General features: G+C 69.1%; 7 protein-coding genes. All 7 read left to right on the forward strand.

The genetic code is table 11. The annotated features are described in order from the left end of the window. Positions 1-104 precede the first annotated feature (104 nt). Complete coding sequence (locus RS84_RS06680) at positions 105-6,224, forward strand: Ig-like domain-containing protein (RefSeq protein WP_045256966.1); 6,120 nt, start codon at positions 105-107, stop codon at positions 6,222-6,224. Positions 6,225-6,350: 126 nt separating this feature from the next. After that, the gene (locus RS84_RS06685; RefSeq protein ID WP_045256967.1) at positions 6,351-12,425 is read left to right on the forward strand and encodes an Ig-like domain-containing protein; all 6,075 of its coding nucleotides are present in this window, start codon (positions 6,351-6,353) and stop codon (positions 12,423-12,425) included. A 137-nt stretch (positions 12,426-12,562) separates the two neighbouring features. Then, the gene (locus tag RS84_RS06690; RefSeq protein ID WP_045256968.1) at positions 12,563-18,628 is read left to right on the forward strand and encodes an Ig-like domain-containing protein; all 6,066 of its coding nucleotides are present in this window, start codon (positions 12,563-12,565) and stop codon (positions 18,626-18,628) included. A gap of 61 nt (positions 18,629-18,689) precedes the next feature. Continuing rightward, positions 18,690-19,661 (forward strand): AAA family ATPase, encoded by a 972-nt coding sequence (locus RS84_RS06695; protein WP_045256969.1) that lies wholly within the window; start codon positions 18,690-18,692, stop codon positions 19,659-19,661. Then, positions 19,661-20,923: a DUF58 domain-containing protein gene (locus RS84_RS06700; protein WP_045257029.1), complete on the forward strand. Its 1,263-nt coding sequence runs from the start codon at positions 19,661-19,663 to the stop codon at positions 20,921-20,923. Before RS84_RS06695 ends, RS84_RS06700 begins: the two co-directional genes overlap by 1 nt. Beyond that, positions 20,920-23,397, forward strand: coding sequence for a transglutaminaseTgpA domain-containing protein (locus RS84_RS06705; protein WP_235281407.1), 2,478 nt, complete (start codon positions 20,920-20,922; stop codon positions 23,395-23,397). The genes RS84_RS06700 and RS84_RS06705 overlap by 4 nt, the downstream gene beginning before the upstream one ends. After that, positions 23,394-24,056, forward strand: a 663-nt coding sequence (locus RS84_RS06710) for an RDD family protein (protein ID WP_160298166.1), incomplete at its 3' end; no start/stop codon positions are given. The genes RS84_RS06705 and RS84_RS06710, both read left to right, overlap by 4 nt.

Here is a 24,056-nt window from a genome sequence, read left to right on the forward strand (position 1 = left end):
AGTCCTCCCCGTGGAGGCCCTCCCTCGGGAAAGGTAAACTCGGTGGATATACCGTCGGCGCTTCGTCGGCGGCTCGGGCCATCGGCCCTGGGGGGAACCGGGCAATGAAGATCTTGACGTGGATGCGCGCGCGTCCGAAGACGCTCGCGTCGGCAGCAGCCGTGGTCGCGGGCACCGTGGCCGTCACCACCATGGCGATCACCTACCAGGGCAACCCCACCACGAAGGTCGACCTGAACGACGGCGGCGTGTGGATCACGAAGACCTCGAGCGTTCTCGTCGGTCATTTCAACCACGAATCGACCCTGCTCGACGGGGGACTTCGGACCACGGGCGAGAACTTCGACATCCTTCAGGACAAGAGCAACATCGTCCTCGTCGACCGCGGGTCCTCCACGATCACGGCGATCGACCCCGCACGGGTCTCGCTCGGCGACAACAGCCGCATCCCGGCATCCGCCAAGGTCGCCCTCGGCGACAAGACCGCCGCGATCCTCGACCAGAAGTCGGGCAAGCTCTGGGTCGTGCCCGTGAAGGGCATCGCCGCGTTCGAGATCGAATCCGCGAAGCCCGCCGCCGACCTCGGCGCCGAGGCCGACGTGACCGTCGCCGACGACGGCACTGTTTTCGGCCTGTCGTCCGAGCGCGGTGAGGTCGTCACGATCCCTGTCGACCGCGAGGGCCAGCAGCTCGAGGCCACGACTGCGTCACTCGGCGACTTCGACGGCTCCGCACCGGCCAGGATCACGGCGGTCGGCCGCATCCCTGTGGTTCTCGATACCGCGTCGGGAACGGTGACCACTCCCGGAGGGTTCCGCACCACCATCACGGATGCGGCGGACGCGGTGCTGCAGCAGGCATCCGCTGCCGCGGACGCCGTCGTCATCTCGACGGCCGACGCGCTGCTGAGCGTTCCGCTCGACGGGAGCGATCCGGTCGTCACCGAGGCAGGCGGCTCCGGCACCCCCGCCGCGCCCGTCTCCCTGCGCGGCTGCACGTACGGCGCGTGGGCGGGATCCGCCCGCTTCGTGCGCGAATGCCCGGGAGCCGAGAACGACGTGGCGGCCCGTATCAGCGGCGCTGAGGGATCGGCCTCGCTCACCTTCCGCGTCAACCGCGACGTCATCGTGCTCAACGACGCAGTGGGCGGAGAGGCGTGGCTGGCGAACGAGAGCCTGCAGCAGGTCGACAACTGGAACGACATCACGCCGCCCGAGGGCGAGACCGAGAACGAAGAGGACTCCACGCAGGAGACGGTCGAGACCACGCTGCCCGACCGGAAGACCGAGAACACGCCTCCGGAGGCCGGCGACGACTCCTTCGGCGTGCGGCCGGGAGCGACGACGCTCCTGCCGGTGCTCGACAACGACAACGACCCCGACGGAGATGTGCTCGTCGGAGAGCTGATCGAGCAGCAGCCGTCGATCGGCGTCGTGCAGTCGATCCAGAACGGCGGTGCCCTGCAGATCGCGGTCGACGAGAAGGCATCGGGCACGGCGTCGTTCACCTACGAGGTGAACGACGGACGCGGCGGCAAGGACACCGCCGTCGTCACCCTCTCCGTGCACGAGCACGACGTCAACGCCGCGCCGGTCGCCAAGCGCAAGACCAGCCTGACCGTCGAGAGCGGCGGGACGATCTCGTACAACATCCTCCCCGACTACATCGACCCCGACGGCGACGACATCTACCTGCAGAACGTCGAGCCGGCAGCGGGCGACGAGGTCGACTTCTCCACCGATGGGCAGATCACGTACAAGGCGACCGCCAGCCTTCAGGGTCGCAAAGACGTGCAGGTCACGATCTCCGACGCAGAGGGCGAGGTCTACACCGGGTCGATCTCGCTCGATGTGCGACCGCAGGGCTCGACCAAGCCGAAGACCAACGCCGACCATGTCGTCACGCGCGTCGGCGAGCAGGTCACGGTCGCCCCGCTGGCCAACGACACCAGCTCCGGACGCGAGCGCCTGCGTCTGGGGCGGGTCGACGAGGTGTCGGGCGCGACCGTGCTCCCCGACTTCACGAACAACACCTTCACGTTCGAGGCCGACGTCCCGAACACCTACTACGTGCAGTACCTCGCGACGGCCGGGCCCGAGAACGGAGAGGGTCTGGTGCGCGTCGATGTGCTCGACGCCGCCGAATCCGACCTGCCGCCGGTGGCGGTGCGCGACGTGGCGCTGCTGCCCACGGGCGGCGACGTGCTGGTGGGCGTGCTCGCCAACGACATCGATCCATCGGGCGGTGTGCTCGTCATCCAGTCGGTGTCGATCGAGGACCGCACCGGCGTCTCCGTCTCGGTCCTCAATCATGAGACGCTGCGGATCACCGATCAGGGTGCGCTGAAGGACCAGGTGCGCATCAGCTACACGATCTCGAACGGCACGAAGTCCGCCGACGGCGAGGTCGTCGTGATCCCGATCCCCGCCCCCGACCGCATCCTGCAGCCGGTCGCGAACCCGGATGTCGTGTACGTGCGTGCGAACGACGTCGTCACGATCCCCGTTCTCGACAACGACACGCATCCGAGCGGCGACGCCCTGCATGTGGCCCCCGCGCTGATCGAGCCGTTCGTCGATCCGGCCGACGGAGAGGCCTTCGTCTCGCAGGACACCGTGCGCTTCAAGGCCGGGTCGGCGGCGAAGACCGTCTACCTCACCTATGAGGCGGTCGACTCGCGCCAGCAGAAGTCGGCTGGTTACGTGACGGTGCAGATCCTGCCGGTGGATGCCGAGACGAATGCGGCGCCCAGCCCGAAGGACATCACGGCCCGCGCCCTGAGCGGCACCGAGATCGACATCGCGATTCCGCTCGACGGAATCGACTCCGACGGCGACTCCGTCGAGCTGCTGAACATCTCGTCGAGCCCGCAGAAGGGGCGCATCAACGAGACCGGCGCCAACTACTTCACCTACGAGGCATTCGAGGGATCGACCGGCGTCGACACCTTCACCTACGTCGTGCGCGACCATCTGGGCAAGGAGAGCACCGCGACGATCCGGGTCGGCATCGCTCCGCCGCAGGACATCAACCAGAAGCCGTATGCCGTGAAGGATGCGGTCGTGGTGCGTCCTGGGCGCGAGATCGCGGTGCCGGTGATGGCGAACGACTCGGACCCTGAGGGCGACAAGATCACTCTGGTGAGCGAGAAGAACGACGGGCTCGAGCTGCCGGACATCGACGGGCTGTCGGCCCGGGTGTCGGGCGACCGGGTGCTGGTCGAGGCACCCGATCATGCCCTCGAGACGTCCCTGCAGTACACGATCCGGGATGCGCGGGGGGCGACGGCATCCGCCGTCCTGCAGATCACCGTCGACGAGGATGTTCCGCTGCTCGCCCCCGTCGCCCGCGATGACCGGGTGCGTCCAGAGGATCTGAAGGACGGCGGGCTCACCGCCGACATCGACATCCTGAAGAACGATGAGGACCCCGACGGCACGACCGAGGGTCTGAAACTCGACCTCGGCGCCGGGGCGAAGGAGCTCGAGGACGGCACCGTGCGCGTGACCGTCACCGACGAGATGCAGCTGATCCGCTACACGCTCACCGACCGCGACGGCCTGGAGGCCTCGGCGTTCATCTTCGTGCCGGCGACCTCGGGCCTGCGGCCCACGCTGAAGGACGGCACGAAGCCCGTGCAGGTGGTCAGCGGCGAGACGAAGTCGCTGCCTCTCTCGGAGTACGTCACGATCGCCGGCGGCGGCACCGCGCGCATCACGGAGCACGCCAAGGTCAGCGCGGTGCACGCGAACGGCGCCGATCTGGTGCAGGACGAGAGCACCCTGGTCTACACGTCCGCTGAGGGCTATTTCGGGCAGGATGCGGTCACCTTCGAGGTCACGGACGGCACGGGCCCCGATGATCCTGACGGGCGCAAGGCCACGCTCACGATCCCGATCGACGTGCTGCCCCCCGAGAACCAGCCGCCGAGCTTCACGGGCGCGCAGATGCAGGTGGCTCCTGGAGAGGATGCCACGAGCCTCGATCTCGCGGCGCTCACCGAAGACCCCGATCCCGAAGACGAGGGCGCCCACAAGTACACCTACGTCAGCGGTGCGGGCGATGGCATCAAGGCCGAGGTCGACGGTGCGACGCTGCGCGTCTCCGCGTCGTCGGACGTCGCGAAGGGCACGGTCGCCTCGCTCAAGCTGCGGGTCACCGACGGCACGACCGAACCGGTCGAGGGCACAGTGCAGGTGCTCGTGACGGCATCCACTCGTGCCCTTCCCGCGGCGAACACCGACACCGTGTCCGAGGCGGATCAGGGCAAGAGCATCACCGTCCCCGTTCTCGCCAACGACTACAACCCGTTCCCCGACAAGCCCCTCAAGCTGCTGTCGGCGGTGACAGAGTCGGGCGCCGGCGGCGCGACCGTCAAGGGCGACGAAGTGGTGGTGACACCGGCGGCGAACTTCGTCGGAACCATGATCGTGCGATACCGCATCCAGGATGCGACGAAGGATGCCGAGCGCGAGGCGAACGGGCAGATCGTGATCACCGTGCAGGGCGTTCCGGAGGCGCCGGGCACCCCCACGATCACGAGCGTGCAGGACCGCACCGTGGTGATCTCGTACGGCGCTCCGTCGAACAACGGCGCCGAGATCACGAAATACACGGTGAAGGCGGTCAAGGGCGGCAGCTACACGAAGGAGTGCAAGTCGACGACGTGCACTCTCGACGGGCTCACGAACAACGTCGAATACGCCTTCCAGGTGACGGCGACCAACCGCGTGGGCGAGGGCAAGCCCTCGGGAACGTCCGAGGTGGCGCGCCCCGACGCACGCCCCGACACGCCCCTTCCGCCGACGCTCGTCTTCGGCGACAAGTCGCTGTCGGTGAGCTGGAAGACGCCGTCGACGCCCGGGTCGCCAGTCGAGAGCTACACGCTCGAGATCTCTCCCGCGCCGCCGTCCGGCATCACCCAGAAGCAGGTCACCGGCAACTCCCTCGTGTGGGAGGGGCTGGAGAACGGCTCCAACTACCAGGTCAGGGTGCAGGCCCACAACAAGGCCCCCGAGCCGTCGGCGTGGAGCACCTGGTCGGCCAAGGAGGTTCCGGCGGGCCCGCCGTTGAAGCCCGCCGCGCCTACCACCGCCGAGATCCAGGGCGTGGGGGATCAGGCTCAGATGCAGGTGAGCTGGGTGCCGCCCGGCAACAACGGCGACGCGATCGACGCGCTCGAGCTGCAGGTGTGGGAGGGCGGCAGCCTCGTGCGCACCATCACTCCCGCGGCCGACGCGAAGACGCAGGCGGTGACCGTTCCCACCTCGGAGACGCCATACACGTACAAGATCCGCGCGCACAACAAGGCCGGATGGGGTGGCTACAGTGACGCCTCCGCCCCGCGCCGCGGCGTCAACCGGCCGAGCAAGCCGACGGGCGTGTCGGTGACCCCGACCGGTGCCGACGGCCAGCTCCGGCTCGCGTACACGCCGGGCGCGCGCAACGGGGCGTCGACGAGCGAGATCGTCTACCAGTACTCGCTCAACGGCGGCGGCTCGTGGGCCGGTGTGCCCTCGAACAACGTCATCACCGGGTTGAGCAACGGCACCGACTACAACGTGACCGTGCGTGCTCTCGCAACCGTCTCCGGCACGGCCTACCCCGGCGACTCCTCCGACGTCGCGAGAGGCAATCCCTACGGTCCGCTCCGCCAGCCGCGCGTCAGCGCGACCCAGAACCCCAAGAGCGTGACGATGTCGTGGGACGCGGCCCCGTCTGCCAACGGGCGTCCGATCAGCAAGGTGGAGATCAACATCGACGGCGGCGGCTTCACGAGCCAGCCGATCTCGGGCAGCATCACGAGAGGCAACGCCTACTCCGAGACGCATTGGATCGAAGTCCGGGTCACCGATTCCGTCGGGCAGACGATCACGAGTCCGCGGACCTCTCAGGTCTCCGGCCCGCCGCCGCCTCCCGTCGCGTACATCACCTCCGACGGCAACGCGAACGGGCAGGACGGCTGCAACGACGGCACGTGCGCGTGGTACTACGTGCATATGGACAACTTCGCCGCCAACACGACCTACTCCGTGCAGTGCGCCGACTACCGCCCTGCCGACGGCTACTGGGGCTCGTGGGGCGGCCCGTACTCGGTCACCACAGACGGCAACGGTCACTATCAGGGCCGCCTCGGCTGCTATCACGGGTCACGCGGCTACGGGACATACCAGGCGTCGGCCGTGATCAACGGCAAGGAGTACGAGCGCAGAGCATGGAACTGATCCGCTGCACGCGGGCAGATCTGCCCATGGGGGCTTTTCGCACCGGCGGTTAGACTCGTGTGGTTCCTCGCCGTCTTCGCCTGAGGGCACGAGAGAGCGCGGATGAGGCACCCAGGGGGGACCGGCATGAAGTTCTTGTCGTGGATGCGCGTGCGTCCGAGGACGCTGGCCTCGACCGCCGTCGTCGCGGCCGGCGCGGTCGTCCTGACGACTTTGGCGTTCACGTATCAGGGCAATCCGACGACGAAGGTCGATCTCAACGACGGCGGCGTCTGGATCACGAAGACGTCCAGTCTGCTCGTCGGTCACTTCAACAATGAGTCCACCGTGCTCGACGGCGGGGCTCGCAACGGCACCGACAGCTTCGACGTCCTGCAGGACGCCGCGAACGTGGTCGTGGTCGATACCGGTGCGGCGACCGCCACCGTCGTCGACCCTGCGCGCGTCGCGCTCGCGGATTCGACCGCGATTCCCGGATCGGCGAAGGTGGCGCTCGGGAACCGCACCGCCGCCATCCTGGACCGGAAGTCCGGCGACCTGTGGGTCGTGGCGGTGAAGGGGCTCTCCTCGTTCGAGATCAAAGCCGCCGACCCCACGGCGGAGCTGGGCAAGGACGCCGATGTCGCCGTGTCGGAGGACGGCACGGTGTTCGGGCTCTCCTCCGCCCGCGGCGAGGTCGTCACGGTTCCTGTCGACAACCAGGGTGAGGCCCTCGAACCCTCTTCGGCCTCGATCGGCGAGCTCGACGGCTCCGGGACGGCCACGATCACCGCGGTGGGTGGCACGCCGGTCGTGCTGGATGCCGCGTCGGGGGCCATCCTCGCGCCCGGCGGCATCCGCACCGAGATCCCGGATGCGGACGGCGCGGTGCTGCAGCAGCCCTCGGCAGCGGCTGCTGCGGTCACGGTCGCGACCGCGACCGCGCTGCTGAGCGTCCCGCTCGACGGCGCGGAGCCGACGACGACGGATGCCGGAGGCGAGGGCGCACCCGCGGCACCCGTCTGGCTGCGCGGCTGCGCCTACGGCGCGTGGGCCGGATCGGCGAGCTTCGTGCGCGAGTGCACGGGCGACGCGAACGACATGAGCGAGAAGATCCCGGATGCCGAGGACTCGAAGAGCCTGGTCTTCCGAGTGAACCGCGACGTGATCGTGCTGAACGACGCGGTCGGCGGCGCGGCGTGGCTGCCGAACGAGAGCCTGCAGCGCGTGGACAACTGGGACGACATCATCCCTCCGGAGGGGGAGACCGAGAACCAGGAGGACACCACTGAGGAGACGGTGGAGACCACGCTTCCCGAGCGCAGCGAGCAGAACACGGCTCCGGTCGCGGAGGACGACGAGTTCGGGGTGCGCCCCGGACGCACAACCATGCTGCCGGTGCTGGACAACGACACCGACGCGGACGGAGACGTGCTGGTCGCCTCGCTGGCGCAGAGCCAGCCGGCGCTCGGTGAGGTGCAACCCGTCAACAACGGCGGTGCTCTGCAGATAGCCGTGGACGAGGACATGACCGGCGGCGGGTCGTTCGAGTACGAGATCGACGACGGACGAGGAGGCAAGGCGTCGGCGAACGTGCAGCTCTCGGTGCACGCGTGGGATGTCAACGGCGCGCCGGTGCAGCGACGAACGACCGGACTCGCGGTCGAGGAGGGCGGCACGGTCTCGTACAACGTGCTGCCGGACTGGCTCGATCCCGACGGCGACGACATGTACCTGCAGGACGTCATCGCGGCACCGGGCGACGAGGTCGACTTCTCGACCGACGGCCAGGTCACGTACCACGCGGTCGCCAGCCTCCAGGGCCGCAAGGAGATCCAGATCGTGGTGTCCGACGGACTCGGCGAGGCCACGACGGGAACGCTGCGCCTCGATGTCCGGCCGGCGGGCTCGACGCTCCCGAAGACGAACGCCGACCACGTCGTGACCCGCGTCGGCGAAGCGATCTCCATCGCGCCGCTGGTCAACGACACGAGCTCAGGTCGCGAGCTGCTGCGTCTGGCCCGTGTCGACGAGGTCGCGGGCGCGACGATCGTCCCCGACTACCAGAACAAGTCGTTCACCTTTCAGTCGGCGACCGCGAACGTCTATTACGTGCAGTATCTGGTGAGCGCAGGCCCCAACGCGGTGCCCGGCCTGGTCAGGGTCGATGTGCTGCCGCCGGCGGAGACCGCGCTCCCGCCGATCGCGGTGCGGGACGTCGCGCTGCTGCCATCGGGGGGAGAGGTCCTCGTCGGCGTCCTCGGCAACGACACCGAGCCCTCGGGCGGCATCCTCGTCGTGCAGTCGGTCACGGTGCCTCCGCACAGCGGCATCTCGGTGTCGGTGCTGAACCACGAGACGCTGCGCATCGGCGATCAGGGTGCCCTCGACGAGCAGGTGCGCATCAGCTATCGCATCTCCAACGGCACGCAGACGGCCGAGGGCGATGTGATCGTCATCCCGATCCCGAGGCCGTCGCTGCTGTCGCCGCCCGTCGCCAACGACGATCAGATCGTTGTCCGCGCCGGCGATGTCGTCACGATCCCGGTGCTCGACAACGACACGCATCCCAACGGCGACGTGCTCCACGTCGACCCTGAGCTGGTCGAGCCTCTGGTCGATCCCGAGGACGGCGAGGCCTTCGTCTCCCAGGACGCGGTGCGCTTCCGCGCCTCCGACATCCCGGGGACCGTCTATGTGACGTATCAGGCGGTGGACTCGGCGGGGCAGAAGGACGCCGGCTACATCACGATCCAGGTCAGGGCGATCGATGAGGAGGCGAACTCCGCGCCGAAGCCCAAGGACATCACCGTGCGGGCGCTCAGCGGGTCGACCGTGCGGATCGCGATCCCGCTCGACGGAATCGACGCCGACGGCGACTCCGTCGAGCTCGTCGGTCAGGAGAGCGCGCCGACGAAGGGGCAGGTCGCGGAGGTCGGCAGCGACCACCTGGTCTACGAGGCGTTCGGCGATGCGACAGGCGTCGACACCTTCACCTATCGAGTGCGCGATCGTCTGGGCAAGGAGGGCGTGGCGACCATCAGGGTCGGCATCGCGCCGGGTGACGCGTCGAACCAGGCGCCGTACGCGGTGAAAGACACCGTGGTGATGCGCCCAGGGCGCTCGATCGCCGTGCCGGTGCTCGCGAACGACTCCGACCCGGAGGGCGACGCGATCTCGCTCGTCAAGAAGGGGCTGGAGATCCCCCCGGATGCCGGGATCGAGGCGAGGGTGTCCGGCGACCGCGTCGTGGTGAAGGCTCCGAACACGCCCATGGACACGTCGATCCAGTACACGATCCGCGATGCCAGGGGTGCGACGGCGACCGCCGTGCTGCAGATCACCGTCGACGAGGACGTGCCGCTGAAAGTGCCGACCGCACGCGACGATCGCGTGGTCGCGGCCGACGCGAAGGACAGCCTGCGGGTCGACGTCGACGTGCTCACGAACGACGAGGACCCTGACGGCACGGTCGATGCGCTCGAGCTCTCCGTCGAGACCGGCGGGGTCGTGGAGGACGACCGATCGATCAGGGTGACCGTCGGCGACCAGCGTCAGCTCATCCGCTATACGGTCACCGATCAGGACGACCAGACGGCCTCCGCGTTCATCTTCGTCCCCGCGCTGAGCGAGCTGCGCCCGACGCTGACATCCACGAAACCGGTCGAGGTCAAGAGCGGCGAGACAATCGAGCTGCCGCTGTCGACGTACGTCACGGTAGCCGGCGGCGGCGATGTCGTGATCACCGAGGCAGCGAAGGTCAGCGCGGTGAACGCCGACGGCGCCCCGCTCATCAAGGATCAGTCCACGCTCGTCTACACCTCGAAGCAGGGCTATTTCGGCAAGGACGCCCTGACGTTCGAGGTCACCGACGGAACCGGCCCCGATGACCCCGAAGGGCGAAAGGCCACCCTCACGATCCCGATCACGGTGCTGCCGCCCGAGAACCAGCAGCCGGTGTTCGTGAACGGCCAGGTGGAGGTCGCCCCCGGCGAGCCCGCCACGTCGCTCGATCTCGCCGCACTCACCACAGACCCCGACCCCGAGGACGCGAAGAAGATCAGCTTCAGCATCAGCGGGCAGCCCGCAGGCGGCATCACAGCCCGCGTCGACGGCACGAAGCTGCTCGTCGAAGCCGACTCCAGCACGCCGAAGGGCACGAGCGCCACCGTGCAGCTGCGCATCGACGACGGCACCACCGAGCCGGTCGAGGGCTCGGTCGCCGTGCTGGTCGCAGCCTCGACCAGATCCCTCGCCACGGCGAACACCGACACGATCAGCGAGGCCGACCAGGGCAAGCCGATCACCGTGCCCGTACTGGACAACGACGTGAACCCGTTCCCGGAGACGCCGCTGAAGGTGGTCTCGGCCGTGTCGGAGACGGGCTCGGGAGCGGTGTCCTTCACCGGCAGCGAGGTGAAGGTCACGCCGGCCGCCGATTTCGTCGGGACGATGGTGGTCCGCTACCGCATCCAGGACGCGACGAAGGATGCCGATCGCGAGGTCGACGGACGCATCGTCGTGACGGTGCAGGGGGTGCCAGAGGCCCCTGGCACCCCGACGGTGTCGAGCGTGCAGGACCGCACCGTGGTCCTGTCCTGGTCGCCGCCGTCGAACAACGGTGCGGAGATCACCTCGTACACGGTGAGATCGGTCGCCGGGAACTACACGAAGAAGTGCACCTCGACCACCTGCACCCTCGACGGGCTGACGAACAACGTCGAGTACGTGTTCCAGGTCGTGGCGACCAACCGGGTCGGCGACGGCAAGCCGTCGCCGAGCTCCGCGGTGGCGCGCCCCGATGCGCGTCCCGATACGCCGCAGCCGCCGAAGCTCGTCTTCGGGGACAAGAGCCTCAAGGTCTCCTGGGTGACGCCGACCACGCCCGGCTCTCCCGTGGAGTCGTACACCCTGGAGATCTCGCCGGCACCGCCGTCGGGGATCGCCCAGAAGACCGGTGTGACCGGCAACTCGCTCACCTGGGAGGGGCTCGAGAACGGCGCGAACTACCAGGTGCGGGTGCAGGCGATCAACCGGGCGCCCGAACCGTCGAGTTGGAGTGGCTGGTCCGCCTCCGAGATCCCGGCAGGCGTCCCGGGGACCGTCGCGGCCCCGCGGGCGCAGAGCGCTCCCTCGGTGGGCAGCCAGGCGCAGATGACGGTCTCCTGGGATGCGGCGCCGCAGAACGGTGACGCGATCGCGGAGTACCAGCTCGTCGTGATGCGTGGCGGCAGCGTCGTGAACCGCATCACCGGCATCGCCGGGACGCAGCTCAGTCAGACGGTCACGGTGGCGACCTCGACCGCCGACTACACCTATGCGGTGCTCGCGCGGAACAAGGCCGGCTGGGGTGCGCAGAGCCCTGCATCCGCCCCGCAGCGCGCCTTCGGCAGCCCGGGAGCGCCGACCATCACCGGAACCCAGGAGCACGACGGCTACGTCACGGTGAGCTACACCGTCTCGGACACAAACGGCGCGGCCGCCTCGGAGCTGCGCTACGAGTACTCCCTCAACGGCGGTGCATGGAGCCGCAGCTGGGACGGATCGCGCATCAACGCGGCCAACGGCGGCACCTACACGGTCAGAGTCAGGGCGTATTCGGTCGTCGGAGGCCAGGAGTCTCAGCCCGGCGCGGCATCGGCCCCCACCGGCGGTCTGCGCCCCTACGGGCCGGTGCGCAATCCCGGCGTCTCTGCGGCCAACCAGGGCACCTCGGTGAAGGTCTCCTGGTCGGCCCCGAGCCCGAACGGACGAAACATCGTGCAGGTCCTCGTCAGCCTCGACAACGGTGGCTGGCAGGATCTGGGGCTCAGCGGCAGCCGCAGTCTCGGCAACGGCTACAGCGAGACCCACAGCATCCAGGTCAAGGCCAAGGACGAGGCGGGGCAGTGGTCGGCGGTGGTGTCGGCATCCGCGACGACCGACGCCAAGCCGGTGCCCGAGGCTTGGGTCACCAGGGGTGAGGCGAAGACGAACGGCTGCACCAGCGTGAACGGCGGGCCCTGCTACAACCTGAGGCTGAACACGAAGAACTTCGCGGGCGGCTCCTATCGGGTGGAATGCACGGCAGACGGGAAGGTTTTCTCGACCAACGCGGGGTTCCCGGTCGACATCCCCTCCAATGGGTCGGTGATCATCGACTGCTGGAACGGCTACGTCACCCGCAAGGGCGTGAACATCATCGGCGGCAACCCCTCGAGCGCGCGGGAAGGCAACTTCTAGCTGCGGATGTGCGACCGCTGCAGGCGGGCAGATCTGCCCATGGGGGCTTTTCGCACCGGCGGTTAGACTCGACGGGTGCGTCGTGGCTTATCGCAACGGCGCGGAGAGTGCGATCGAGACCCAGGGGGAGTCCAGGGATGAAGGCCTTGACGTGGATGCGCGCGCGCCCGCGGCAGCTCGCGTCTGCTGCCGCCGTGGCTGCGGCCGCCGTCACGGTCACGACTCTGGCGTTCTCCTACCAGGGCAATCCGACGACGAAGGTCGACCTGAACGACGGTGGCGTGTGGATCACGAAGACCTCGAGCCTGCTGGTCGGTCATTTCAATCACGAATCGACCCTCCTCGACGGCGGGCTGCGCACGGCCGCAGAGGACTACGACATCCTGCAGGACGAGTCGAACGTCCTCGTGGTCGATGAGACCGCCTCGACCGTCACCGCCGTCGACCCCGCCAGGGTCACGCTCGGCGACTCCGCGAAGCTGCCGGCATCCGCGAAGGTGGCGCTCGGCGCGCGGACCGCGGCCGTGCTCGACCGCGACTCGGGCGATCTCTGGGTCGTGCCGGTCCGCGGCATCGCCGCCTTCGAGCCCGAGACCGCCGAACCGGCCGCTGAACTGGGCAAGGGCGCGGATGTCGCCGTCGCGCAGGACGGCACCGTGTTCGGACTCGCCTCCGCCCGTGACGAGATCGTCACGATCCCCGTCGACAACGAGGGTCAGCCGCTCGAATCATCCACGTCGTCGATCGGCGACCTCGATGACTCGTCGGCTCCGCACATCACGGCTGTCGGGCGCACCCCCGTCGTGCTCGACGCCGCAGCGGGCGTGCTGACGACTCCCGGCGGATTCCGCACGAAGATCCCGGATGCGGCGGATGCCGTGCTCCAGCAGCCGTCCGCCGCGGCATCGGCGGTGGTCGTCGCGACGAAGGACGCGCTTTTCTCGGTGCCCCTCGACGGCGGCGAGCCGACGGTCACGAAGGCCGGCGGCGAAGGAGATCCCGCGACACCCGTCTCGCTGCGCGGGTGCGCGTACGGAGCCTGGGCTGGTAGCGCGAGGTTCGTGCGCGACTGCACGGGCGACGGCAGCGACGTCGCGTCGAAGATCCCCGGTGCGCGCGACGCGACCGCTTTGACGTTCCGCGTCAACCGCGATGTCATCGTGCTGAACGACGCGGTCGGCGGCGAGGCGTGGCTGGCCGACGAGAGCCTGTCACAGGTCGACAACTGGGAGGATCTCACCCCGCCGGAGGGCGAGTCCGACGACCAGGAGGACACCACGCAGGAGACGGTCCAGACGACCCTCCCCGAGCGCTCGGATCAGAACACCCCGCCGGTCGCCGAAGACGACTCCTTCGGCGTGCGGCCCGGAGCGTCGACCATGCTCCCCGTCCTCGACAACGACAACGACCCCGACGGCGACGTCCTCGTCGCGGCGCTCGCAGAGCAGCAGCCCGCCCTCGGCACGGTGCAGCCGATCCAGGACGGCGGATCGCTGCAGATCGCCGTCGACGAGAAGGCGTCCGGATCCGGCAGCTTCACCTACAAGGCGGATGACGGCCGCGGCGGCACGGACACGGCTGTCGTCACGCTCTCGGTGCACGGCTGGGATGTGAACTCGGCACCCGGGCCGAAGCGCAAGACGAGCCTCACAGTCGAGACCGGCGGCACGATCTCGTACAACATCCTTCCCGACTGGATCGACCCCGACGGCGACGACATCTATCTGAAGTCCGTCATCGCGGCGCCCGGCGATGAGGTCGAGTTCACGACCGACGGCCAGATCAGCTACAAGGCCACCGCGAGCCTGCAGGGCCGCAAGGACATCGAGGTCACCGTGGCCGACGGCTTCGGCGAGGTGGGCACCGCGACGATCACTCTCGACGTGCGCGCCGAGGGCAGCACCGACCCGAAGACGAATGCCGACCACGTGGTGACGCGGGTCGGCGAGCAGGTGACGGTGTCGCCGCTGGCGAACGACACGAGCTCAGGAGCCGAGCCGCTGCGGCTCGGACGCGTCGGCGATGCACCCGGCGCGGCCGTGGCGCCCGACTTCACGAACCAGCAGTTCAGCTTCACGGCACAGGCGCCCGGCACCTACTACGTGCAGTATCTGGCGACCGCCGGCCCCAAGAACGCCGAGGGTCTGGTCCGAGTCGACGTGCTCGACGCGAGCGCCTCCGAGCTTCCGCCCATCGCGGTGCGCGATGTGGCGCTGCTGCCGGCCGGCGGCGACGTGCTGATCGGCGTGCTGGCCAACGACTCCGACCCCGGTGGCGGCATCCTCGTGGTGCAGTCGGTCTCGATCGACCCCAGCAGCGGCGTCTCCGTCTCGGTTCTTGACCATGAGACGCTGCGGATCACCGACCAGGGTTCGCTCGAAGGCCAGATCCGCATCGAGTACACGATCTCGAACGGCTCCGCATCGGCCGACGGCGAGGTCATCGTCATCCCGATCCCGGCGCCCGACAGCATCCTCCCGCCGGTCGCGACGCCCGACACCGCCTATGTCCGCGCGGGCGACGTCGTCACGATCCCCGTGCTCGACAACGACGTGCAGCCGAGCGGCGACGCCCTGCACGTCGCCCCCGCCCTCATCGAGCCGATCGTCGACCCCGCCGACGGCGAGGCGTTCGTGTCTCAGGATGCGGTGCGGTTCAAGGCCGGGTCCGAGGCGAAGACGGTGTACCTGACGTACGAGGCCGTGGACTCGCGCCAGCAGAAGGCGGCCGGTCTCGTCACCATTCAGGTGCTGCCGGTCGATGAGGCGACCAACTCGGCGCCGCGTCCTCAGGATCTCGTGGCGAGGGCGCTCGCCGGGTCGGAGACCAACATCGCGGTGCCGCTGGACGGCATCGATGCCGACGGCGACTCGGTCGAGCTGCTGGACATCGCTTCGAGCCCCACGAAGGGCCGCATCACCGCGACCGGTCCCAACTTCTTCACGTACGAGGCATTCCGGGGGTCGTCGGGCGTCGACACGTTCACTTATCGCGTGCGCGATCATCTGGGCAAGGAGAGCACCGCGACCATCCGCGTCGGCATCGCCCCGGTGCAGATGGTCAACCAGGAGCCCTTCGCGGTGAAGGATGCGGTCGTGGTGCGCCCGGGACGCGAGATCGCAGTGCCGGTGATGGCGAACGACTCCGACCCCGAGGGCGACAAGATCACGCTGGTGAGCGAGAAGAACGACGGCCTCGAGGTGCCGGACATCGACGGGCTCTCGGCCCGCGTCTCGGGCGACCGCGTGCTGATCGATGCCCCGAACCGCGCGCTCGAGACCTCGCTGCAGTACACGATCCGCGATTCGCGCGGTGCGACGGCATCCGCCGTGCTCCAGATCACCGTCGACGACGACGTGCCGCTGCTGGCCCCCATCGCGCGAGACGACCGGGTGCGATCCGAAGACGTGGCGAAGGGCGGCCTGACCGCCGACATCGACATCCTGAAGAACGATGAAGACCCCGACGGCACGACCGAGGGGCTCGACCTCGACCTCGGTGCAGGGGCGACGCTGCTGAAGAACGGCACGGTGCGCGTCACGGTGACCGACGAACAGCAGCTCATCCGCTACACGCTCACCGACCAAGACGGGCTCGAGGCCTCGGCGTTCATCTTCGTCCCCGCCGTCTCAGGGCTGCGACCCGCGCTGGATTCGACCAAGCCCGTCGAAGTGGTCAGCGGCGAGACCATCGAGCTGCCGCTGTCGAAATACGTCGTCGTGGCAGGCGGCGGGACGACCCGGATCACGGAGCACGCCAAGGTCAGCGCCGTGCACGCCGACGGCGCGGATCTGGTCAAGGACGAGAGCACGCTCGTCTACACGTCCGCCGACGGCTACTTCGGACAGGATGCGCTCACCTTCGAGGTCACCGACGGCACGGGGCCCGACGATCCCGAGGGACGCACATCCACGCTGACGATCCCGATCGACGTGCTTCCGTCCGAGAACCAGCCGCCGGAGTTCATCAGCGGTGAAGTGAAGGTCGCCCCTGGTGAAGAGGCGACCACGCTCGACCTGGAAGCGCTCACGGTCGACCCGGACGCCGACGACGAGCACGAGTTCAAATATGTGAGCGGCGCGGGCAAGGGCGTCTCGGCGAAGGTCGACGGCGACCAGCTCGAGGTCGAGGCCTCGTCGGGTGCGAAGAAGGGCACCGCCCTGACCCTGACGCTGCGGATCTCCGACGGCGAGACCGAACCGGTGGAGGGCACGGTCACCGTCATCGTGGACGCGTCGACCAGGGCGCTCCCTGCAGCCAACACCGACACGATCGCCGCAGCGGATCAGGGCCGCACGATCACCGTGCCGGTGCTCGCCAACGACTTCAACCCCTTCCCCGACACGCCCCTCAAGATCGTCTCGCAGGTCATCGAGTCGGGATCGGGCGACGTCGACAAGAAGGGGGACGAGCTCGTGATCACCCCGGCGAAGGACTTCGTCGGGACGCTGGTCGTGCGGTACCGCATCCAGGATGCGACGAAGGATGCCGATCGGGAGGCCGACGGCAAGGTCGTCGTCACGGTGCAGGGCGCCCCCGAGGCGCCCGGAGCGCCGACGGTCGTCAGCGTGCAGGACCGCACGGTCGTGGTGTCGTACTCCGCCCCGTCGAACAACGGCGCCGAGATCACGAAGTACACGGTGAAGGCGGTCGGCGGAGGCGCCTACTCGAAGGACTGCCAGTCGACGACATGCACGCTCGACGGGCTCACGAACAACGTCGAGTACACGTTCCAGGTCACGGCCACCAACCGCGTCGGCGAGAGTGAGCCCTCCGGCGTCTCGGCGGTCGCAAGGCCGGATGCACGGCCGGACACCCCCACCCCGCCTGCCCTCGTCTTCGGCGACAAGTCTCTGGCGGTGAGCTGGACGACGCCGTCCACACCCGGGTCTCCCGTCGAGCGCTACACGCTGGAGATCTCGCCCGCGCCGCCGTCCGGGATCGCCCAGAAGGAGGTCACCGGAAACTCGATGACCTGGGAGGGCCTCGAGAACGGCACCAATTACCAGGTGCGCATCCAGGCGCACAACAAGGCGCCGGAGCCGTCGAGCTGGAGCGGCTGGTCGGGCACCGAGATCCCCGCGGGACCGCCGCTCGCGGCCGCGGCGCCGACGACGCAGGAGCTCTCACCGGTCGGCTCGCAGGCGCAGATGCAGGTCAACTGGCAGACACCCGACAACAACGGCGATGCGATCGACAGCTACCAGCTCGAGGTCTACGAAGGATCGGCACTCGTTCGCACGCTCACACCGGGGGCGGGCGCCACGAGCCAGGCCGTGACCCTGCCGACCAGCGAGACCGAGTACACGTTCCGCATCAGGGGACACAACAAGGCCGGCTGGGGCGACTACAGCGCGCCGTCCGCACCCCGGCGCGGCGTGACCGCGCCGGGCGCCCCGCAGATCACCGCCGTCCAAGAGGGCGATCGGCAGCTCACGGTCTCGTACAACCCCGGAGCACGCAACGGCGCGCGGGCGGGCGAGGTCGCCTATCAGTACCGCCTCAATGGGGGCGGATGGGCGGGGCTCCCCGGCAACAACGTGATCGGGGGCCTCGCCAACGGCACCTCCTACACCGTCGAGCTCAGGGGAGTGGCAACGGTCAACGGCTCCACCTACGCCGGAGCGCCATCGAACGGGGTCGCAGGAGTCCCGTACGGCACGCCCAGGACGCCCGTCGCCACCGCGAGGAACCTCGGCACGAGCGTCGAGGTCACCTGGGACTCACGCAACTCCGGCAACGGCCGACCGATCATGGTCACTCAGATCAACATCGACGGCAACGGATGGCAGGGCGTCGCGCAGACCGGCTCCCGCACCCCGGGCAACGGGTACAACCAGACGCACACCATCCAGGTCAGGGCGCAGGACTCGGCCGGCCAATGGAGCGCGGTCGCATCGGCGTCCGCGACCACGAGCAATCCGCCGAACCCGCGGGCCTGGGTCACCAGGGGAACCGACGCTCAAGGACAGCCGGGGTGCAGCTCCAGCTACTGCGCGTTCTTCCGCGTCACCACGAAGGACTTCGACGCAGGCCAGCACAGCGTGACCTGCCAGTCGGCCAGGGGAACGCTGGGCAGCGCTCACACGGTGTCTCTCCCGGCGAACGGCGCGACCGACCTCGACTGGTGCTACTTCGGGTACCCGGGAGAGAACGTCTGGGTCACGATCGACGGCAAAGACTACGAGAAACGCGGCTGGTAGCGTCCGGCCGGCGCCCATGCTCCAGAGCATCAGAACCACACGAATAGGAAGCAGCACCCTCATGACTATGACCCCCGAACAGGCGACCTGGTTCCAGGGCACCTTCAGCCGCCTCGTCGACAACGTCGACAAGGCGGTGCAGGGCAAGCGCGAGGTGGTCTCGCTCGTGCTCGCGTCGATGCTCGCGGAAGGCCACGTGCTGCTCGAGGACGCACCGGGAACCGGTAAGACCAGCCTCGCCAAGGCGCTCGCCTCCACCGTGCAGGGCACCAGCGCCCGCATCCAGTTCACCCCCGACCTGCTGCCCTCCGACGTCACCGGCGTGACGATCTACGACCAGCAGCAGCACCGCTTCGAGTTCCACAAGGGCCCGATCTTCGCATCCATCGTCCTCGCCGACGAGATCAACCGCGCCTCCCCGAAGACGCAGTCCGCCCTTCTCGAGGTCATGGAGGAATCGCGCGTCACGGTCGACGGCGTGACCCACGAGACCGGCCGGCCGTTCCTCGTGATCGCGACCCAGAACCCGATCGAGCAGGCAGGGACCTACAAGCTCCCCGAGGCGCAGCTCGACCGCTTCCTGATCAAGACCTCGATCGGCTACCCCGACCTGGCGATCACCGAGAGCATCCTGGCCGGAGCATCCGACCGCAATCCCTCTGCCGGCCTCACCGCGGTCATCACGACCAACGCCGTCGCCGACATGGCGGATCTCGGCGCCACCGTGCACGTCGAGCCCGCTGTGCTGCGCTACGTTGCAGAACTCGCCGAGGCGACCCGCAAGGACCCCGGCATCCGCCTGGGCGTCTCGGTGCGAGGCGCCATCGCGATGGTCCGCCTCGCCAAGATCTGGGCGGCCACGCAGGGGCGCCACTTCGTTCTTCCGGACGACATCAAGAGCCTGGCCCGCCCGGTATGGCAGCACCGTCTCCTGCTCGATGCAGAGGCCGAGTTCGCCGGGACCACGGGTGAGGTCGTGATCGCGCGCGTGCTCGACGCGGTTCCGGCGCCCCAGGCGCGAACGGCGGCATGATGACGACGGAGGCACTCGAGGCGTCGCCCGCGCCGACCACCCGCGACGCCGGATGGCGCGACATCGCGGCGGTCATCGGCGCGCGTCTCCTCGCGCGCCTCCGCAGGATCACCGCCGCCATCCGTCCCCTCGCCTGGGTGCTGATGGCGCTTGCCGTGGGGTTCTGGATCCTCGGGCAGATCGGGGGATGGGCCGAGTTCACGTTCGCCGCCGTGGTGATCGCGATCACGGTCGCGCTGTGCGCGCTGTTCCTCATCGGGCGCACCGCGTACGACGTGTCGCTCGACCTCGCGCGCACTCGCGTCGTCGTCGGCGAGCGGGCGATCGGCGCGCTCACGCTCGCGAACCGCGGAACCAGGGCCATCCTGCCCTCGCGCGTCGTGCTGCCGGTCGGCGCGGGCCGCGGCGAGTTCGGCATCCAGCGGCTCGCACCCGGCGAAGAGGCCGAAGAGCTCTTCACGATCCCGACCCAGAGGCGCGGGGTCGTGAAGGTCGGCCCGGTCAGCGTCGTGCGCGGAGATCCGCTGGGCCTGTTCGAGCGCGCCCATCGTCGCGATGATCCCGTCGACCTGTTCGTGCACCCCCGGACGATTCTGTTCGACGGCCAGTCGCTGGGCTACCTCCGCGATCTCGAGGGGCTTCCCGCCACAGATCTGTCGCGTGATGACGTGTCGTTTCACGCCCTGCTGGAGTACCAGCCGGGCGACGATCTGCGCCACGTGCACTGGAAGTCCACAGCGCGCACCGGAACTCTGATGATGCGCCAGTACGAGGAGACGCGTCGTTCGCACTTCGTGATCGGCCTGTCTCGCGCGGGCTTCGAGTACGCGACCCCCGAGGATTTCGAACTGGCGATCTCGGCGGCCGGCTCCATCGGCCTGCGCGCCATCCGCGACTCCCAGCGGGTCGACGTGCGCGTGCAGGGCCGCGAGCTGCCGGCCGGCACCGGCAAGCAGCTGCTGGACTCGCTGTCGGCCGTCAAGAACTCCCGGCCGCGCCGCGGCGGCATCGACGACCTCGCCGGTGTGCTCGCGCGGACCATGCCGCTCGCGAGCGTCGTGGTGCTCATCTGCGGCTCCAAGGTCCGCAGCGACGATCTGCGCATGGCCTGCTCTCGGCTGCCCTTCGGCGCCAGGGTGCTCGCCGTGGTCGCCGATCGCACCGTGACGACTCCGGGGCTGCGGCGCATCGGAGAGGCGGATGTCGTGACGATCGGCGCCCTGGAGCAGATCCCCCTCGCACTGCAGAAGGTGCTCGCATGACCGCTCGTCTCCCGCGCCTCGCTCAGGCCCTTCGTGCCCCGCGCTCCACTCAGGCCCTTCGACAGGGTCAGGGACCCATGGTGGATCGACCCACCGCGCTGCCTATGCGCCGCTGGGTCCTCGACCTGGGCGTGACCGCGGTGCTCATCGCCGTCGCGATGACCGGGTTCTGGACGACGTTCGCCGGGCCCTCCTACCTGCCGGCCGTCGTGGGCGGCATCCTGCTCGGCCTCGCGATCGCGGCCGTGGCGATGTGGCGCCGCTGGGGCATCCTGATCATCACGGGCCTCACGCTCGCCGCCTACTTCCTGTTCGGCGGAGCTCTCGCGCTGCCGCACACGGCGTTCCTCGGTGTGGTGCCGACCATCGACACGCTGCAGAGACTCGCGCTCGGGGTGATCACCTCGTGGAAGCAGATGCTCACGACGGTCGCCCCGGTCGCCGCGGCCGACGGCCACCTCATCGTTCCGCTGGTGCTCTCCCTCGTGGGCACGGTGCTCACGGCATCCCTCGCCCTGCGTCTGAGTCACGTGGGCTGGGCGCTGATCCCCGCGGGGGTCGTGCTGGTCCTCGCGATCGTGCTGGGAACGCCCGAGCCTGCGTTCCCTCTGGCACAGGGCCTGGTCTTCGCGATCTTCGCCATCTCCTGGCTCGCGCTGCGGCAGCTCTGGGCTCCCCAGAACGCGGCCGTCTCGGTGAGCGAGGTGGACCCTGCTCGAGCCGCGTACATGCGGATGCGGCGGCTTCTCGCCGGCGTCGCGGTGCTCGCGGTGGCGGGCGGAGCGGGTATCGCCTCCAGCGCGATCGCCCAGCCCGTGCAGCCTCGGCACGTGTTCCGCGATGTCGTGATCCCCCCGTTCAACGTGCACGACTACCCGAGCCCCCTGCAGTCGTTCCGCAAGAATGTGCGCGATGAGGCCGAGAAGACGCTCTTCACGGTGAGCGGGCTGCCCAAGGGGGCGCGCATCCGCATCGCGGTCATGGATCAGTTCGACGGTCAGGTCTACAACGTCACAGACGGAGGCCCCGGCTCCTCAAGCGCCTTCGCGCCGCTGCGCTCGAACATGTCACCCGACGCCGAGGGCGTCCCTGTGACGCTGAAGGTGTCCATCGAGGACTACAGCGGAGTATGGATGCCGGACGCAGGCGCAGTCTCGGAGATCGACTTCACCGGCAAGCGCGCCGAGGAGCTGCGCCGCTCGGGGTACTACAACAGCGACACCGGGACCGCCGTGGTCACCGAGAGGCTGGGCGAGGGCGACACCTACACGGTCGACACCGTGATCCCTGCCAAGGTCGACGACACCCAGCTCGCCGACGTCGACTTCGGCAAGGTCGCTCTTCCGAAGCAGAGCAACGTGCCCGAGGAGCTGACCTCGCTCGCGGCCGAGACCGTGGCCGGTGCGGAGTCTCCCATCGAGCAGGTCCGGGCCCTCGAGACGTTCCTCGCCGACGGCGGCTTCTTCAGCCACGGCCTGGAGGGGGAGGTGCTCTCGCGAGCGGGGCACACGTCCGAGCGCATCTCGACACTCGTCGGCGGTGACCAGATGATCGGCGACGACGAGCAGTACGCGGTGGCGATGGCCCTGCTCGCGCGCGAGGTCGGCATCCCCGCCCGCGTCGTCATGGGCTACTACCCCGATGAAGACCACGAGGGCGACGCCGAGTTCGCCGCAACGGGAGACGACGTCCACGCCTGGGTCGAGGTGAACTTCGAGAGCGTCGGCTGGGTGACCTTCAACCCGACCCCGCCCGAGGACAAGGTCCCGAACGACCAGAACACCAAGCCCAAGGTCGACCCGAAGCCGCAGGTGCTGCAGCCGCCGCCTCCGCCGCAGGAGCCCGTCGACCTGCCGCCGACTCTTCCCGACGACCGCAAGGGCGACGACGAGACGTTCAACCTCGCCGCCCTGCTCGGCCTGATCGCAGCGATTGGCGGCACGGCGCTGGGCGTGATGGCACTGCTCGCCTCGCCGTTCATCGTGATCGGCGCATGGAAGGCGGCGAAGCGCCGCACGCGCCGGAACGCGGCGCGCACCTCCGACCGGATCACCGGCGGCTGGGACGAGCTCACCGACCGCGCCATCGACTACGGGGCGCGTCTCGCTCCGGGCGGGACGCGCGCGGAGGAGGCGGCGACGCTCGCCGCATCCCTCCCGATCCCGGCTGTCACGGCTCTCGCAGACCGCGCCGATGCCGAGGTGTTCGGTCCGTCGGAGCCGACACCCGCCCAGGTCGATGAGTTCTGGGCCGAGGTCGACGGGATCGTCGGAGGCCTCGGCAAGGAGGCCGGGTTCTGGAAGCGTCTGCGCGCCCGGCTCAACCTCCGTTCGCTGATCGGGGGCACCGCCGTCGCGAACGGCGTGCAGAACCTGAAGGAGGCCGCGGCCGCGCGGGTTCATCGTGAACCTGGCACGATCAAGAGCAGCACCCGAACGACGACGTCCACCTCAGCCGAGAGCGAGACCCCATGACTGAGCCATCGATCGACACCATCGCGCCGATCTCGCGGCGTGCGGTCGCGTACCTGATCGATGCGCTCATCGCCGCGGGGATCGCGATCATCGGGGCGGTCATTCTGTACGTCGTGCTCGGCGGGGTCCTCCAGGCATCCGAGTCCTTCATGGCGTACCTGATGGCGACGCTGATCGGCTGGGGAGTGCTGCTGCTCGTCCTCCTCGCCTGGATGCTGGTCTACACGGTCATGCAGACGAAATCGGGCTCCATCGGCATGCGCGCGCAGGGTGTGCGTCTGGCCTCGGCGGCCGATGGGACGCAGGTCGGGTTCGGTCGCGCGCTGCTGCGCAACGTCGTGTTCGGAGTCTCAGGCTGGATCGTCGTCGGGTACTTCACGCCGCTCTTCGACAGCTCTGGTCGCTTCCAGGGATGGCACGACCGGGTCGCGAAGACCGTGATGCTCGATGCGCGCAAGAGCCCCGCACCCGCGGCAGCACCTCGCGCAGCCCGCACGGCCGCGCCGGCGACGACGGCGGTTCCCCTCCCGCCGGGTGCCCCGGGGATCCCGGGCATCCCGGCACCCGGTGCGGGCCAGGACGGGTTCGCAGCCCCTGCCGGGGCCTTCGCGTTCGGTGGGAGCCCCGCGGCCGCGGGCGGCCCGGCCGCCCCCGCCATG

It is taken from the genome of Microbacterium hydrocarbonoxydans (genome assembly GCF_000956475.1).
Lineage (GTDB): Bacteria > Actinomycetota > Actinomycetes > Actinomycetales > Microbacteriaceae > Microbacterium > Microbacterium hydrocarbonoxydans_A.